General features: G+C 42.2%; 19 protein-coding genes. 18 read left to right on the forward strand and 1 reads right to left on the reverse strand.

The window, feature by feature from the left end; translation table 11 throughout:
• Positions 1-191: 191 nt before the first annotated feature.
• The 17 genes from R7R24_RS20195 to R7R24_RS20275 all read left to right on the forward strand — a co-directional run bounded on the left by R7R24_RS20195 (position 192) and on the right by R7R24_RS20275 (position 11,497).
• Positions 192-848, forward strand: a complete 657-nt coding sequence (locus R7R24_RS20195) for a quinolone resistance pentapeptide repeat protein QnrS2 (RefSeq protein ID WP_012537714.1) — start codon at positions 192-194, stop codon at positions 846-848.
• Positions 849-1,428: 580 nt separating this feature from the next.
• A complete protein-coding gene (locus R7R24_RS20200) occupies positions 1,429-2,211 on the forward strand; it encodes a ParA family protein (RefSeq protein ID WP_041154764.1) in 783 nt (260 codons plus the stop codon).
• A 1-nt stretch (position 2,212) separates the two neighbouring features.
• Positions 2,213-3,403, forward strand: a complete 1,191-nt coding sequence (locus R7R24_RS20205) for a ParB/RepB/Spo0J family partition protein (RefSeq protein ID WP_014386680.1) — start codon at positions 2,213-2,215, stop codon at positions 3,401-3,403.
• Between the two features lie 12 nt (positions 3,404-3,415).
• Positions 3,416-3,688 (forward strand): helix-turn-helix domain-containing protein, encoded by a 273-nt coding sequence (locus R7R24_RS20210; RefSeq protein ID WP_014386681.1) that lies wholly within the window; start codon positions 3,416-3,418, stop codon positions 3,686-3,688.
• Between the two features lie 140 nt (positions 3,689-3,828).
• Positions 3,829-4,104 (forward strand): hypothetical protein, encoded by a 276-nt coding sequence (locus tag R7R24_RS20215; RefSeq protein WP_014386682.1) that lies wholly within the window; start codon positions 3,829-3,831, stop codon positions 4,102-4,104.
• A gap of 17 nt (positions 4,105-4,121) precedes the next feature.
• Positions 4,122-4,424, forward strand: coding sequence for a hypothetical protein (locus tag R7R24_RS20220; protein WP_014386683.1), 303 nt, complete (start codon positions 4,122-4,124; stop codon positions 4,422-4,424).
• Positions 4,425-4,728: 304 nt separating this feature from the next.
• Positions 4,729-5,160 carry a hypothetical protein gene (locus R7R24_RS20225; RefSeq protein ID WP_046224216.1) on the forward strand — a complete coding sequence of 144 codons (432 nt, stop codon included), beginning with the start codon at positions 4,729-4,731 and terminating at the stop codon, positions 5,158-5,160.
• The gene (locus tag R7R24_RS20230) at positions 5,157-5,402 is read left to right on the forward strand and encodes a hypothetical protein (protein ID WP_014386686.1); all 246 of its coding nucleotides are present in this window, start codon (positions 5,157-5,159) and stop codon (positions 5,400-5,402) included. Before R7R24_RS20225 ends, R7R24_RS20230 begins: the two co-directional genes overlap by 4 nt.
• Before the next feature lie 342 nt (positions 5,403-5,744).
• Positions 5,745-6,497, forward strand: a complete 753-nt coding sequence (locus R7R24_RS20235; RefSeq protein WP_046224215.1) for a hypothetical protein — start codon at positions 5,745-5,747, stop codon at positions 6,495-6,497.
• Between the two features lie 18 nt (positions 6,498-6,515).
• Entirely contained in the window at positions 6,516-6,809 is a 294-nt protein-coding gene (locus tag R7R24_RS20240) for a hypothetical protein (RefSeq protein WP_032073016.1), read from the forward strand.
• A gap of 13 nt (positions 6,810-6,822) precedes the next feature.
• Positions 6,823-7,026 (forward strand): hypothetical protein, encoded by a 204-nt coding sequence (locus R7R24_RS20245; protein ID WP_014386690.1) that lies wholly within the window; start codon positions 6,823-6,825, stop codon positions 7,024-7,026.
• A gap of 214 nt (positions 7,027-7,240) precedes the next feature.
• The gene (locus tag R7R24_RS20250; RefSeq protein ID WP_046224213.1) at positions 7,241-7,717 is read left to right on the forward strand and encodes a hypothetical protein; all 477 of its coding nucleotides are present in this window, start codon (positions 7,241-7,243) and stop codon (positions 7,715-7,717) included.
• 59 nt (positions 7,718-7,776) lie between these two features.
• Complete coding sequence (locus R7R24_RS20255) at positions 7,777-8,010, forward strand: hypothetical protein (protein ID WP_014386693.1); 234 nt, start codon at positions 7,777-7,779, stop codon at positions 8,008-8,010.
• 61 nt (positions 8,011-8,071) lie between these two features.
• Positions 8,072-10,033: a hypothetical protein gene (locus R7R24_RS20260; protein WP_014386694.1), complete on the forward strand. Its 1,962-nt coding sequence runs from the start codon at positions 8,072-8,074 to the stop codon at positions 10,031-10,033.
• Positions 10,030-10,623: a hypothetical protein gene (locus R7R24_RS20265; RefSeq protein WP_276415819.1), complete on the forward strand. Its 594-nt coding sequence runs from the start codon at positions 10,030-10,032 to the stop codon at positions 10,621-10,623. Before R7R24_RS20260 ends, R7R24_RS20265 begins: the two co-directional genes overlap by 4 nt.
• A gap of 291 nt (positions 10,624-10,914) precedes the next feature.
• Positions 10,915-11,247, forward strand: a complete 333-nt coding sequence (locus tag R7R24_RS20270; protein WP_133305456.1) for a hypothetical protein — start codon at positions 10,915-10,917, stop codon at positions 11,245-11,247.
• A 76-nt stretch (positions 11,248-11,323) separates the two neighbouring features.
• Positions 11,324-11,497 carry a hypothetical protein gene (locus R7R24_RS20275; RefSeq protein WP_014386697.1) on the forward strand — a complete coding sequence of 58 codons (174 nt, stop codon included), beginning with the start codon at positions 11,324-11,326 and terminating at the stop codon, positions 11,495-11,497.
• A 149-nt stretch (positions 11,498-11,646) separates the two neighbouring features.
• Here the strand turns inward: R7R24_RS20275 and R7R24_RS20280 are convergent, their stop codons facing one another.
• Positions 11,647-11,967 (reverse strand): hypothetical protein, encoded by a 321-nt coding sequence (locus tag R7R24_RS20280; RefSeq protein ID WP_313885153.1) that lies wholly within the window; start codon positions 11,965-11,967, stop codon positions 11,647-11,649.
• A 44-nt stretch (positions 11,968-12,011) separates the two neighbouring features.
• On the opposite strand from R7R24_RS20280, the gene R7R24_RS20285 reads away from it, so the two are divergent.
• Complete coding sequence (locus R7R24_RS20285) at positions 12,012-12,932, forward strand: IS5 family transposase (RefSeq protein WP_159408532.1); 921 nt, start codon at positions 12,012-12,014, stop codon at positions 12,930-12,932.
• Positions 12,933-13,052: the final 120 nt, after the last annotated feature.

Below are 13,052 nucleotides of genomic sequence, written 5' to 3' on the forward strand. Positions count from 1 at the left end.
TTTTAAGCGGATAACTTTTTTCAATGGTGCCGCGTACTTTGAACGTTAACATAGAGGCTCAGGGCGCTATTTTACCCCCTTAAAATAGGCAAAATGAGGGTTTTTAAGATCTTGATTTTTAGTGTTTTTATTTTGTTGATGTGATGTGGCTTTGATGGTAGTGTTGCGTCCAGTTCATCATAGGAGTCAACATGGAAACCTACCGTCACACATATCGACACCACAGTTTTTCACATCAAGATCTAAGTGATATTACTTTCACTGCTTGCACCTTTATCCGATGCGATTTTCGACGTGCTAACTTGCGTGATGCGACATTTATTAACTGCAAGTTCATTGAACAGGGTGATATCGAAGGTTGCCATTTTGATGTCGCAGACCTTCGCGATGCAAGTTTCCAACAATGCCAGCTTGCGATGGCAAACTTTAGTAACGCCAATTGCTACGGTATTGAGTTACGTGAGTGTGATTTAAAAGGGGCCAACTTTTCCCGAGCAAACTTTGCCAATCAAGTGAGTAATCGTATGTACTTTTGCTCAGCCTTTATTACTGGATGTAACCTGTCTTATGCCAATATGGAGCGGGTCTGTTTAGAAAAATGTGAGCTGTTTGAAAATCGCTGGATAGGGACTCACCTCGCGGGCGCATCACTGAAAGAGTCAGACTTAAGTCGAGGTGTTTTTTCTGAAGATGTCTGGGGACAGTTTAGCCTACAGGGTGCTAATTTATGTCACGCCGAACTCGACGGTTTAGATCCTCGAAAAGTCGATACATCAGGTATCAAAATTGCCAGCTGGCAACAAGAACAGCTTCTCGAAGCGTTGGGTATTGTTGTTTTTCCTGACTAGATGCTTACGAATACCTGCTGATAAACTATACACAACATTAATACATTTTCTAATTCAAATCACCAGAGCTAGATCAATACTTCTAGCTCATTCTTGTCCAAAAGTTTGCTAGAGATTGAACAAACTTTGTCATTTCCACAGTGCTTCTGGTAACAATGCACCTTAAAAATGATCAAACTTTAACTTTTGCATCCTGTCGCTGATATTGAACTAGCAAGGGAGTATTACGTCAGGTCTAGACGCCCAGTAATTTCAGAGAGCCCAGTAGCTATTGAGGATTTGGCTGACAATAATCCAATCCAGAACCAAGAAACTAAAGAAGACTTGCTAACCGAAAAAAACAAGCGCAAGGTAATATTGGATTGAGACAGGATGCACATTGTTCTGTCGATACAGTTCACCTAAACATTGATGATTTTTCTCGCGGCCCTTTGAGGCCGTTTTTTTATCTGTAATTGTTATGTTAGTACCACGATATGACATTGCAGTATCATAAAGTGAGTGTTAGAATCTTTCACATGTGAAAGTGGCGATGTTTCGTCACTAGGAATCTCATTTGCAATCGGAGAGCGAGGTAAACATGGCAAAAGCTATCGCCTATGCCAATCAGAAGGGAGGCGTGGGTAAAAGTACTATCTGTATCCAGCAAGCCTTCGATTTGGCAGAAAAAAAGAAAAAAGTCCTGGTACTGGATTTCGATGGTCAGGGTAATACATCTTCACGTTTGGCTCCTCGTGTGGAGTTGGAAGATGGCAGCTACGAGCCAGTATATAGCGGTACTAAAGTAGCTGAATTGTTCCTTGATAACTGCTCAAGCATTCAAGTAACGGAGTGTCCATGTGGTGTTGATTTGATTTACACGCCCAAAAACGATCCGGATTTGTTTGAGATGGAGGCAGTGCCATTGGAACAAGCAATGAACCCAGCTCGACACTTAAAAGAACTAATCAAAGACTATGATTACGTGTTGATTGATTGCCCACCGAGTCTTGGCCGTAAGCTGGTTGCTGCACTGATGATTGCGACGCATGTTGTATGTCCTGTAAAACTATCTGGCTTTGCGGTTGATGGTGTAGAGGGCTTGCTGACGACCATTATCGGTGTTCAGCAACAGCACAATCAAAACTTAGAAATCCTGGGCATTGTCATCAATGATATGGATCGTTCAGTGAACCACAACAAATCGTTTACTGAGCTGAAAAAAGCTATCCCAGAGTTGATCTTTAGTAACATTATTCAACACCGTCCACCGCTTGATTCTGCAACTACAGATGGAGTTCCAGTATGGTCTCTTCGCTATGGTCATGTAGCAGCAAAAGAAGTGCGAGCGGTGCTGGACGAGATTGTAGAGAAGGTAGGTTAAGATGAAACTAAATAACCTAAAAAACCTCAACCAGTTAGCTCAAGCCGCCCAAAAAAAGCAGCCAGATGGTAAGGTAATTCTGACGGTTCCTGTTGATGAAGTTATTTCAAAAGAACAGGTTCGTAAACGGTTCCGTAATATCGAGGAACTGGGTGATTCAATTTTGGAAGAAGGCCAGCAATCCGCGATTGTGGTCTACCCGAAAAATGAAGACGGCAAATATGTCATTCAAAAAGGCGAACGTCGCTGGAGAGCATGTAAAGCCAAAGATATTCCAACAATTGACATCGTTGTTAACGAAAAAGAACAAACGGACTTGGACGAAACAGCGGGAGAATTGATAGAGAATATTCAGCGCGATGATTTGGCTGCACTTGAAATTGCTAATGCTTTACAAGTATTCATTGATAATGGGTGGCAGCAAAAAGACGTTGCAAAACGTATCGGTAAGAACACAATTTTTGTTTCAACGCACCTTTCATTATTAAAAATGCCTGACTGCGTTCGAGAATTATACGATAATGACATTACAGCTGATACGGAAACACTCAATAACTTACGTTTGCTATTCGAACTGAATGAAGAGCGATGCCGGGCTGTCTGTGCCGTTGCTATGAGTGATGGCATGACACGTAAGCAAAGTCGTGAGTTGTTGAATGATGCAAAACGTATCAAGAATGGTGATGAACCAACTTCAAATGAAGATGGTGCAGTAACCAATAACTCTGAGCAGGATAATAATTCGAATTCTGACTCAGAATTGGGTGAAGAGAAGGGTGGCAACTTTACACAAAGTGATGTGGAAAGTTCTGATGATACAACGGGCGATAATGTTGTTCATCAAGCTACGGGAGAGGAATTTACTTCTGATGATGCTTCATCTCAAGGCGATACAAACGCGCCGGGTGATAAGCAGGTTGATGAAAGTGATGATGCAACCGATGATGCCGAAGAAGAAGGCATTGAACCTCCTCTTGCAAAAGGTAAAGACTGGAAAGGGGCTGACCCACGTAAGTTAGTCATCACCGTGAATATTATCGGTGAGAGTGAAAATAAGCGTGGTGTACTGATGACAGATCGTATTGCTACTGAACCAAATGTGGTTTGGGTTAAGACTCTTGTTGGTGAGAAAAAGGAAGTAAAGCCAATAAAAGTAGCGGTGACTGACATCGAGCTCGTAAGCGTTGAGTAAGGTAAGTATGGAATGAAGTTATCTCAGGATATGAGTCGCAAGTTTGAACTGGTAAATGCGCTGTCTAAGTTAGATAAGCCCAGCTTGCACGATCTCCATTCAGAGACCAAGATTCCTGAGTCCACTATTAAACGCCAACTGGCGATGCTTCGTGATGAGTTTGATATGAAAATTATATTCATCCGTGAATCGAGGGGAGAGCGAGGAGCTACAGGCTACTATATGATAACGGACTGGGGTATTTTGGACCGTGAGAAGTTCATCTTGCGGCACGGAAAGCTCTGATTGTAATATCCAACCTCAAATTAGCCCTGGCATTGCGCCGGGGCTTTTTTATGCCTGTAGACTTTTAAAATTTTATAAGCATTATAAAGTGATGCTGTAATATTGAGGAGGTAGCTCCTTTAGTTTTTTGGAGGTCTCAAATGAAAGTTCTTCATCTCCCTGTGAAAGCTCTGTATTTCAGACAAATGCAAACCGGGGAAAAGAAGTATGAATATCGTCTTCAAACGGATTACTGGCGGAAACGTCTGGAGGGTCGCGAGTATGATGAGGTGCATATCAAGCTTGGCTATCCAAAATCTGGGGATACCGAGAAGATTTTAGTTCGACCGTGGAAAGGTTTTGAGGAGATGGTTATTACTCACCCTCATTTTGGTGATGCTCCCGTTAGCGTGTTCGCAATCAAGGTCAATGAGTAATAGGAGATGTACTGATAATGGATTCAGAATTGAAGCAAGAAAGCAAATTTTACCGGGACTTTGAAGATAAGTTGCTACACGTTATAGCAAAAGCCCATGTGATAAACCTGAGCTGTATGAGCAAAGGTGAAGCAATGCGACTGGTTGCTCATTTAGAAAACCTAAACCCTGAAAAATATCCAGAATTTTATGGGGTTAGCAAGTCGCTAATAAACGTTACGAGTTCAAATCTGATTGTTACATTGAACAACACTATTCAAAAAATGAGTTCAAGTCTGTCTGCGCGATTGGCTTTGATCAATCCTGAAAATACCCGCTAGTTTGTACAGAAAAGGGCAATTACTCCCATTGGTATATAGCGTAGGTAGGGGCATGATTGCCCTTGTATCTAAAAAAGTAGCGAGGCTCCGATAATGAATGAGCAAAAGAACCGGGCATTCTGTGAGCAGATGGCTGCGGCAACGGTAGAGCTTGGGACACAAGAGGCACTCTTGTATGGCTAGGTACATGATAGCCATCGCACACGATCAGGGAATCTCATTACAGTTTGAGTGCGATCTTGGTTCTTTAGAAGTCCAACCAAATGAAATACTGATAAAACACTAAAAATTACAGGAGTTGGCTATGAGCAATGCACTGAGAGTTATTACAAAACAACTTTCAAAAGAGTCTGATCCCGCGTTCTTAGAGTTTACAGCTCGGATAGTTGAATCTATTGAATTGGTTTTAGGTTATGAACCAACAGTTGAGAAAGTACGCGACTTGTTGGGAAACAAGAAAAAAACCGTAGCCTTGTTGAATTCTAGTCACAATGAGTCCGTTGTTAAGTTAGCTCTGGAGATCTCACAGTACGACGATAGCCACTACGACACATTACTTTCGGCAGGTATGTCTGCTTTAAACCGATACTTGTCAAAGAATAGCGGTTCTGTTTCTGGTTGTATGTTCATGCCTGGAGATATCACTGCGAAAGAGTTGGCCGAACGATTTAACGGAGAATGGATGTTCTTTAGCGATGATAAGAAGCTTTCACTTACTACAGGAGAAATGTCGTGACGGAACAAAACGAAATGGTGGCATTAGATGGCTATAAATTGCATTCCAAAGTAAAGCGCTTTTTTATTTACGTGTTTATAGCTATGGCTGCCCTGAACTTTATTCAGTTGATTACCAATTTTTACTTACCAGAAAAGCTCTTAATTATCGCAAATGGATTCGCATTAATTTGTGCTGTTTTGAGCGTTATTGATAAGGCCCACTTGTGGGAAAAAACAAGCAGTGATGGGGAAGGCCAGTGAATCGACGTAGACTGTATTTTTTGATAGCGTTCTTGGGTTCGTTGGCATTAGTCAGTGCAAAATTGAAATGGCCTGGGTTCATTGTTGGTGGTATGAGTATTGGTTTTGCTCTTCGATGGTTTCTCATCCACCAGCCTCTCAATCAAGATTCTCGCCCGTTAGAACGAATCGTAACGATCTCTGGAATAGGGCTTTTCATGGTTTTGTCCGGTGGCCTTTTTCATCTGGGGGATAATCCTGCCTTTATCGACCTTATGTTTATGTGGGGGTGTGCATCCTCGGGAGTTGCCTTAGCTGAACTGGTTAATGTGAGAAATCCGGATCGAAGTGAGGGAACTCGAAGTGAGCACTAAGATATACAATGGGTTAATTCTGCGCAATACAACGTTAGAGCAGGCACTAACCAAATTATGCTCCTTGCGCTCTGGTTGCGTTGATACGGCCAAAAAAGCCATCGCAAAACTGGGAGCTAGAAAGCTTGCATTTGATGCAGATATCTCGGCAAACGTAACCATGCTCCAAAAGGATAGAAGCTGCCAAACTCTGTCAGATCTGAGAACTATGTTTATCGAGGAAAAGCATAAAGTTTTGGTGGACGGTATTCGTAGTACGGATTGGGACTTCACTTTTAATGTCTGCTTAATTCCCTGGGGACAACATACATTAGGTTTGTACTACGTTGAAAACGATATTGGGTATCGCCAATCCTTAATCGACGTTGGATTTCAAGATTATCATTACCAAAACTCGACAGATAAACCTAACGATGTGACTGATTCAGAATGGAGACAAAGAGAACTCGCTTGGGAATCAGTGTTACCTGGTTGGACAAGACCAATAGAACGCGGTTTGTCTTACAGCGTGGTTGATTGGGATGATTACCAGAGTGCTGTTCATAGTAAAAGTCTGATCCAAGAAAACATCCCTTCACAAAGCATTAGACGCAAGCGAGTGGCGGTAAGTTTGACAGAGCTGGAGTTGACAGCGAGTTTTCCTACTTCATCTGCGTTTGAAATTGTTGAAAAAACCAGAGAGCTATATCCGGATAGAATTGATGACGTATTGCTCGGTGATGTAACGGTAGTACGTTTCTAAAATAGGGGGGGGGGAGTAATGCTGGATTTTTTCTTTATAGGCCCATTAGTCATTGGTTTGGTTTGTTGGTTTAAAGCCCCAAATGAGGAATGGGAGTCACTCGCTAAAGATTTTTCAAAGCGCTGGGCGTTAAGCCTTATAGCTATGATCGCTGCTGCCGCGTTGGGAGGAATAACGATGCCAAATGGACCAGAAAGTAGTGAGTCAGCATGGCTCATATTTGTTGGAATCATTTGGTTTGTATGCATTGTTACGATGCTTTGGGTTGCCCTAACCACACTAATGCAAGCGATTAAATTGAAGAAACAATAATAAGGAACCGAGTATGGCTCACGTAGATCAATATATTGAAGATTGGTTAATGGTGTTCAGAGCTGCGGGTATAAGCGATGAAGTTGCCCAGGAGGAATTTGGCTTGTGGTGTGAAGGGCTCGATGGCGAAATTAGCAATGAGTACACCCAAAACGCACTATCTGTCATCAACGCAGCTGAACAGGCAATTGAAGAACTACAAGGAATTGCTGGGTGAGAAGAAAGCGTTCAAACTGGGTATCCGTAAGTCATTTAAGCGCCTATGCCGCTGATCCATCTAAATTTTGCCAGCACAGAGGACAAGCATACAACTCCGAGGCTGCAAACGCTGGATTAAAGGCTCACGCCCAAGCAGGAAGTGGTAACAGTCTTTTACCGTGGTTAGTGATTATTGTTGTAGCCATATTGGTTGCTATTAACTGGGATTTGTTATGACTGGGGAACTAGTGTTTTTGCTGGTGGCGTCAATCGGCCTATTGATGGTTATTCTCAGAGGGCTGTCCATAAAGAGGCAGTTCCATATGCCTTGGTACTGTATCGTGCTGGGGGCTGATATAGGCGGTTGGAAAAAGCCTTGGTTTATTAAACGCCGAGGAGTCTGCGGAGCCCCTGATGCAGTATTTTTTGATCCATTGCGTTTTAGATACATTGCAGGAGAATTTAAAAGCAGAGCGTTCAATGGGCGAATAACAATCCGTGAAAAGTACCAGCTCACACTTTATACCGGGTTAATTCAGCGATTCTGGCTACCTCAAGCACAGGGTGTCATAGCCTATGGTTGTGGGCGAGTATTGAAGCTGGACTATGATAAGACACTTTTTAAAAAGCTTATGGCTCTTCGAGGCGAAGTCAAATCTGCCAGAAAAAATTGGAGGCCAGTCGATCACAGACCGTTGTATAAGCGATAGACAAAACTTTTTTACAGGGTTAATATATGATTCTGTAATCTGGCTGAGAGGTCAATGTTATGGCATATAACCCAAACAGTGATGAGGTGTGGGGTAAAGAACTAAGGGTGTATAGTTCGATGAGTGAAGCTGACTACCACCGAGTTCTCCAGCAAGGCGCTTTTGCTTATCAAAGTGGAACGCCATACGCAGAAAACCCGCACAATGATCACGAGTCGAAAGCAGCATGGATTGAAGGCTGGCAACTCGCAGCATTTCATGAACGGATGTCTACCACTCGAACCGTGCAATAAGTTTAATTTGATAAACCAGTGCCTGACAGTGTTCGTCGGCACCTTAATAAAGCGTTATTTTATGAAAAAGTTCCTAAATGTTTTCCAGTTGCCTACTGGATATCAAGTACGTATTGGTAAAAAAACAAAGTCTTTCAATGCCGGAGTATCTAGTGATAACGCGCTTAATTCAGCGTTATCCTTTCGCCTGGATATGTATAAACAGGGGGTCTTACCCGCTAATTGGAATGTTGGTTATTTTGAGCCCAATGCTATCAAGATTATTGATCAGGATAAGCAGAAACGTTCACGTTGCACCATCCGAACAAAGACAGATCGGAAGCCCACACACATAGAGGCATATTGGTCAAAGTTCAAAAACCTAGCCGAAGCGCATTCCTTTTTGAAGCGCGAATACAGCAAATGGTGTAGAGAGCACAATGCAATAGCTAAGCTGTATAACCAAAAGCGCAATGAGATTCTGTTCATCTCGGCCCAGAAAGAGAAAGAACAAAAAATATCAATCCTAAGTGATGGCATTAAGTTTGATGCGAAGCTTTGGAACGAGTGTGTGGCCGAATATGAAGGAGTGATGCCTGTTCCTAATACAATCTCTGATCATGTCCAGGTAGAGGCTTATAGTGACAGTGGTGAGAAGGATATCGACCTTAGCCACCATTTCGCTGTTAATGTATCTGATCAATTGGAGCCATACCAGTCTTCCGAAGTTCTCCATGAACTATTGGACCCGGTATACGATATCCTACATGTTGATAACCATGCTGCATTAAAACTAATGCCAGAAGTAAAATGTAGCTACAAAGCTATGCGTGAGAAGTTACGCAAGATTAAGCCAAACCGTAATGTAAAGGGTGCGATTTGTGCTCCATTTTCTATTGAGACAAAGCTTAAATCATCGTTCCTCGATTTTGCCATACCAGCGTACTGGGATGGACTTCCTTTAAACCCATCCAAAACAATCGTTAATCTAGCCAGTCATAATGGGATCATTCAGGCTGCAAGTCTTTTAGCGACAGCTTCATTTATGTTTATGGGCTACATGCAAAAGCAGCGTATGTTGCAATCGGATGAGAATATAGAACTAGAATTTCCTGTGTTCGAAATAAGTGAAAAGATGCTGAATTCTGCAATTGACTCTATCTACCAAGCGCTTCTATTACAAATGGGACGGAAGGCACTGAACTCGATGGGTAAGTGCGAAGAACGATTAAATCTGTGGCATGACGTTGATGTCTGTGACGTCTACGACGATCAGTTTGGAACTGCTGTCCAGATGGGGCAATGGCAGTGCTTTATGCCCCGAAGCAACAACGCGACGTTGCGTAAACTTCAACTATTGGTGCTGGTGGCAAAAATTGAGCATAACCTAGAAGAAGGCTTTGTTCGTCGTCAACTGTCGAAAAGTGGTATCGGAATTACACCCGTTGATAAATTGAAAGATAAGTACAGCCATATTTCTCATGATTCAATTGAGCGATTTGAACAACTCCGGGATCAGCTCTATGTATCCTCAAAGAAATTCTACCCCTTAGTTAACATGAGTTCTTTGCAAACCCCCAAACCTGATCAAGTGTTTATGGCAAGATGCCGTCATTGCGGCCATGTTCCGAATAAAACCATGCGCAAAAAAGATGGGGTCTGGTTTGGAGCAATCCAGTGCCCCAACCATTTAGACGAAGCGGTATCCGGTGAAAGGGAATATGAAGCCGAACTTCATGAATTAGTGATTGAGTGGCAGAAACGTAACCTGAAAAACTTTGATTTTTCTAAGACATATATGTGGGACCTTTCCAGAAAATCATTCTCTACTGAGCTTGGACCTTTCCTCGATGAAGTAAAGCGTCGTCTTTCCGATATGGTTGAGTACAACAGTCTCGCAATATCACTTCCAAAAGAGATCGTAAAGGACAGGCCAGGGAAAAACTTTGCGAAGCGTATCTATGCGAATTATCTCTGGGCGTGTTTTTTCTATGATGCTTATCAAATCAAACTTTCAGAACTAAAGAAGGAGACCGCACGATGAAATCAGGTCTTGAACGGTTGAAGGAAATAGTGACACAAAGTGCGTTTTATCGTTCTCCGAATTATTCCGTAAACGTTAGCTTTAAAGACTTATTCAAACCCGTTGGTGGTTTGCTTGCCTACAATAGCTTGGTGCAAGAGCTAACAGAGGAGATAGCTTTATCTCCTTATGAGATACTTGAAAAGTTAACCCCTGAGTTTCAGCGTTCCAATCAGAAGTGGACGAAAAACATGCAGCAATGTTTCGTTGAAAACCTCTTGTGTGGATGTGAAACGAAAGTACAGCTTTATGATGTGAAAGGCAGGGGGGGAGAGCTGGATGATTCCCTTATCTTAGATGGGTTACAGAGGCTTACCGCTATTGCGGCGTTTCATTCTGGTGAATTCACTGTATTTGATGAACTGTATTGGGAAGACTTAAAATCTGGAGGTATTTTCCCAAGGTTGAATTTGATCGTGAACATCTACCAGTTTGATTCTGATATTGAGGCATGTCGTTTTTACATTCAGATGAATAAAGGAATTACCCATTCTGAGGCTGATTTAGAAACTGCATATTGCTTTATGCGCAAGCACGGTGAAAAAGTCTAGGTAGTCATTATGGTGTGCATTTTAAGGTCTAAACGGATTGAGTCATCTCGTCAGATATCACTTTGTGGAAAAGTTGTATCTGGTAACGGAGCTCATTATAGGAACATCACCGCTGCGAAGAACGGAGCTCAGCCAGTATGCAAAGACTGTTTAAATTCGCTGGGAATGACAAGATATCAATTGCGGCCAACTAAGAAAAAGAAGCCTAAAGTTAAACCAAAAATGGCAAAGAAGGTTTCTAGGAAGGTGCATGAGTCCTCTGCGAGACAGCCAAAGTTCAATAGACAGGATGTGTTAGATAACAAGGAACTGTTTATTGGGTGTGCAATGGTTATGTTAGAACAGCAGGAAAGGTTAGAACAGTTCCTTGAGAATAACGCTAATGCCCAAATTGCACTTGATTACTACTATTACGGGCAAACAGCTAGAATGACTGCTGAAAAGTACAAATCGACGCAGGTCAGCATTCCAAATAGAGCCAGAACGGGTCTAATTACGTTTAGTGAAGAAATTGAATGCAACCCATTAGATTGGGCATCATGGCCCGTACAATCTCTCTGGGAGCTAAAGAGAACGTTATTAAGTATTGCTGTTGAAGCTGTGCCAGAACAGTTAAACAACTAAGAGGAAAAATCATGCACCAGGAAGTAGATCCAAAAGGGCTAACGTGGCCTATTAAACCGTCAATTGTTGTTGATTGATGATTTGGTTGCATGCAGGTACAGTTAATGTGTGCTTATCACCAGAGATCCCACCAGCAGTTTTTTCGCTCAAACAATGTTTTGAAAACGTGCCTTTCAAAAATGAATCTCAAAAAGGCTGGGCTAAGGTGCTTCGTGAAATCGCTGACAACTTAGAACAGAATGACCAATAATAATACCTAGTGGGGTTAGTATGTTGGATTTTGCAGGGATTTGAAAATAAGTACTTTGAAAAGCTTGTTGTTAAAAAAAATATTTTTTCTAATGTCTAATATATATAAAAACTAGGGAGGCTGTTTAGCCCCCCTTGAAATTACAAAATCTAAACAGCAAAAGATTGTTTTACTAGTTCAATGATCTTATCACCAGCATATTGGGTTTTAAACTCAACTTTTATATCTTTACTAATTTGGTTGAACAGCTCTTTAGCGTGTTCAATTTTTCGTTCTTCTTCTTTGCGAAGATTATCTTTTCCATCAACATTTTTCGTCTCAATGATGAAGTTTAGGTAATCACCCGAGTCAGTTTTAACTACATAAGCAAAGTCAGGTGAATAGGAGTAACCTCCAGAAACAGGTATCTTGATTGAGTTTTTAGGTATTTTGGTAGGCTTTGTTGCGTAATTCAGCGGAACTAAATCCAGAACCTACGATCTGATTAGCTACATTCACTTCCTCTCGTAGCCCTATGCCTAAACCTCGTTATAAAACAACCAACTGGAAGCAATACAATCAATCACTCATTAACCGTGGCTCTCTGACCTTTTGGATTGATGAAGAGGCGATAAGCGGTTGGGCGCAAAGCAAACAGAATAAGCGCGGGAGGCCACGTCGGTTCAGTGATTTAGCTATTACGACAGCACTCATGGTGAAACGAGTTTTTTCTATGCCGCTGAGAGCGCTGCAAGGATTTATCGACTCGATATTTAGGTTAACCCATGTACCGCTAAGTTGTCCGCATTACACCTGCATCAGTCGTAGAGCCAAACAAGTAGAGGTCTCATTTAAGACTAAAACGAGAGGAGCGATACAACACCTAGCCATTGATGCAACTGGCCTTAAGGTTTATGGCGAAGGTGAATGGAAAGTCAAAAAACACGGGACGGATGGCAAGCGGAGAGTCTGGCGAAAGCTTCATATTGCCGTCGACACAAACACTCATGAGATCATTGCCGCCGAACTAAGTTTATCAACGGTTACAGATGGCGAAGTACTCCCGAACTTACTGAAACAAACACGCCGAAGTATCCTTGAGGTGTCTGGTGATGGCGCTTATGACACAAGAGCGTGTCACACTGCTATTAAGATTAAGGGAGCCATTGCGCTTGTTCCCCCACGAGAAGGGGCAGCCTTCTGGGAGCGTGGTCATCCTCGAAATCTCGCCGTGGGTTGCCAGAAGTTATACGGCTCAAATAAGTATTGGAAAGAGCGGTATGGATACCACAAACGTTCACTCTCAGAAACAGCGATGTATCGAGTTAAACAGTTGCTAGGAGGGAAACTGAGCTTAAGGAATTACAATGCCCAGGTGGGTGAATCTTACGCGATGATAAAAGCGTTGAACAAGCTTACTAGGTTAGGTATGCCTGAAACTTGTCGTATTGACTAAGAAATACGCGAAACGGGGTTGCTCTATCTCTAAATTTAATTACGCAACATATATGGACGCACCTCAGGATGCAATGGCTAATTGAATGATACGGTCGCTAACATATATCCGACGTCTTTC

It is taken from the genome of Vibrio sp. 704, assembly GCF_033339295.1.

Coding starts and splice junctions, on each gene's coding strand:
- R7R24_RS20220 (WP_014386683.1), top strand. CDS start 4,122: ATGGATTCAGAATTGAAGCAAGAAAGCAAATTTTACCGGGACTTTGAA.
- R7R24_RS20215 (WP_014386682.1), top strand. CDS start 3,829: ATGAAAGTTCTTCATCTCCCTGTGAAAGCTCTGTATTTCAGACAAATG.
- R7R24_RS20260 (WP_014386694.1), top strand. CDS start 8,072: ATGAAAAAGTTCCTAAATGTTTTCCAGTTGCCTACTGGATATCAAGTA.
- R7R24_RS20195 (WP_012537714.1), top strand. CDS start 192: ATGGAAACCTACCGTCACACATATCGACACCACAGTTTTTCACATCAA.
- R7R24_RS20255 (WP_014386693.1), top strand. CDS start 7,777: ATGGCATATAACCCAAACAGTGATGAGGTGTGGGGTAAAGAACTAAGG.
- R7R24_RS20265 (WP_276415819.1), top strand. CDS start 10,030: ATGAAATCAGGTCTTGAACGGTTGAAGGAAATAGTGACACAAAGTGCG.
- R7R24_RS20275 (WP_014386697.1), top strand. CDS start 11,324: ATGATTTGGTTGCATGCAGGTACAGTTAATGTGTGCTTATCACCAGAG.
- R7R24_RS20240 (WP_032073016.1), top strand. CDS start 6,516: ATGCTGGATTTTTTCTTTATAGGCCCATTAGTCATTGGTTTGGTTTGT.
- R7R24_RS20210 (WP_014386681.1), top strand. CDS start 3,416: ATGAAGTTATCTCAGGATATGAGTCGCAAGTTTGAACTGGTAAATGCG.
- R7R24_RS20245 (WP_014386690.1), top strand. CDS start 6,823: ATGGCTCACGTAGATCAATATATTGAAGATTGGTTAATGGTGTTCAGA.
- R7R24_RS20200 (WP_041154764.1), top strand. CDS start 1,429: ATGGCAAAAGCTATCGCCTATGCCAATCAGAAGGGAGGCGTGGGTAAA.
- R7R24_RS20285 (WP_159408532.1), top strand. CDS start 12,012: ATGCCTAAACCTCGTTATAAAACAACCAACTGGAAGCAATACAATCAA.
- R7R24_RS20225 (WP_046224216.1), top strand. CDS start 4,729: ATGAGCAATGCACTGAGAGTTATTACAAAACAACTTTCAAAAGAGTCT.
- R7R24_RS20250 (WP_046224213.1), top strand. CDS start 7,241: ATGACTGGGGAACTAGTGTTTTTGCTGGTGGCGTCAATCGGCCTATTG.
- R7R24_RS20205 (WP_014386680.1), top strand. CDS start 2,213: ATGAAACTAAATAACCTAAAAAACCTCAACCAGTTAGCTCAAGCCGCC.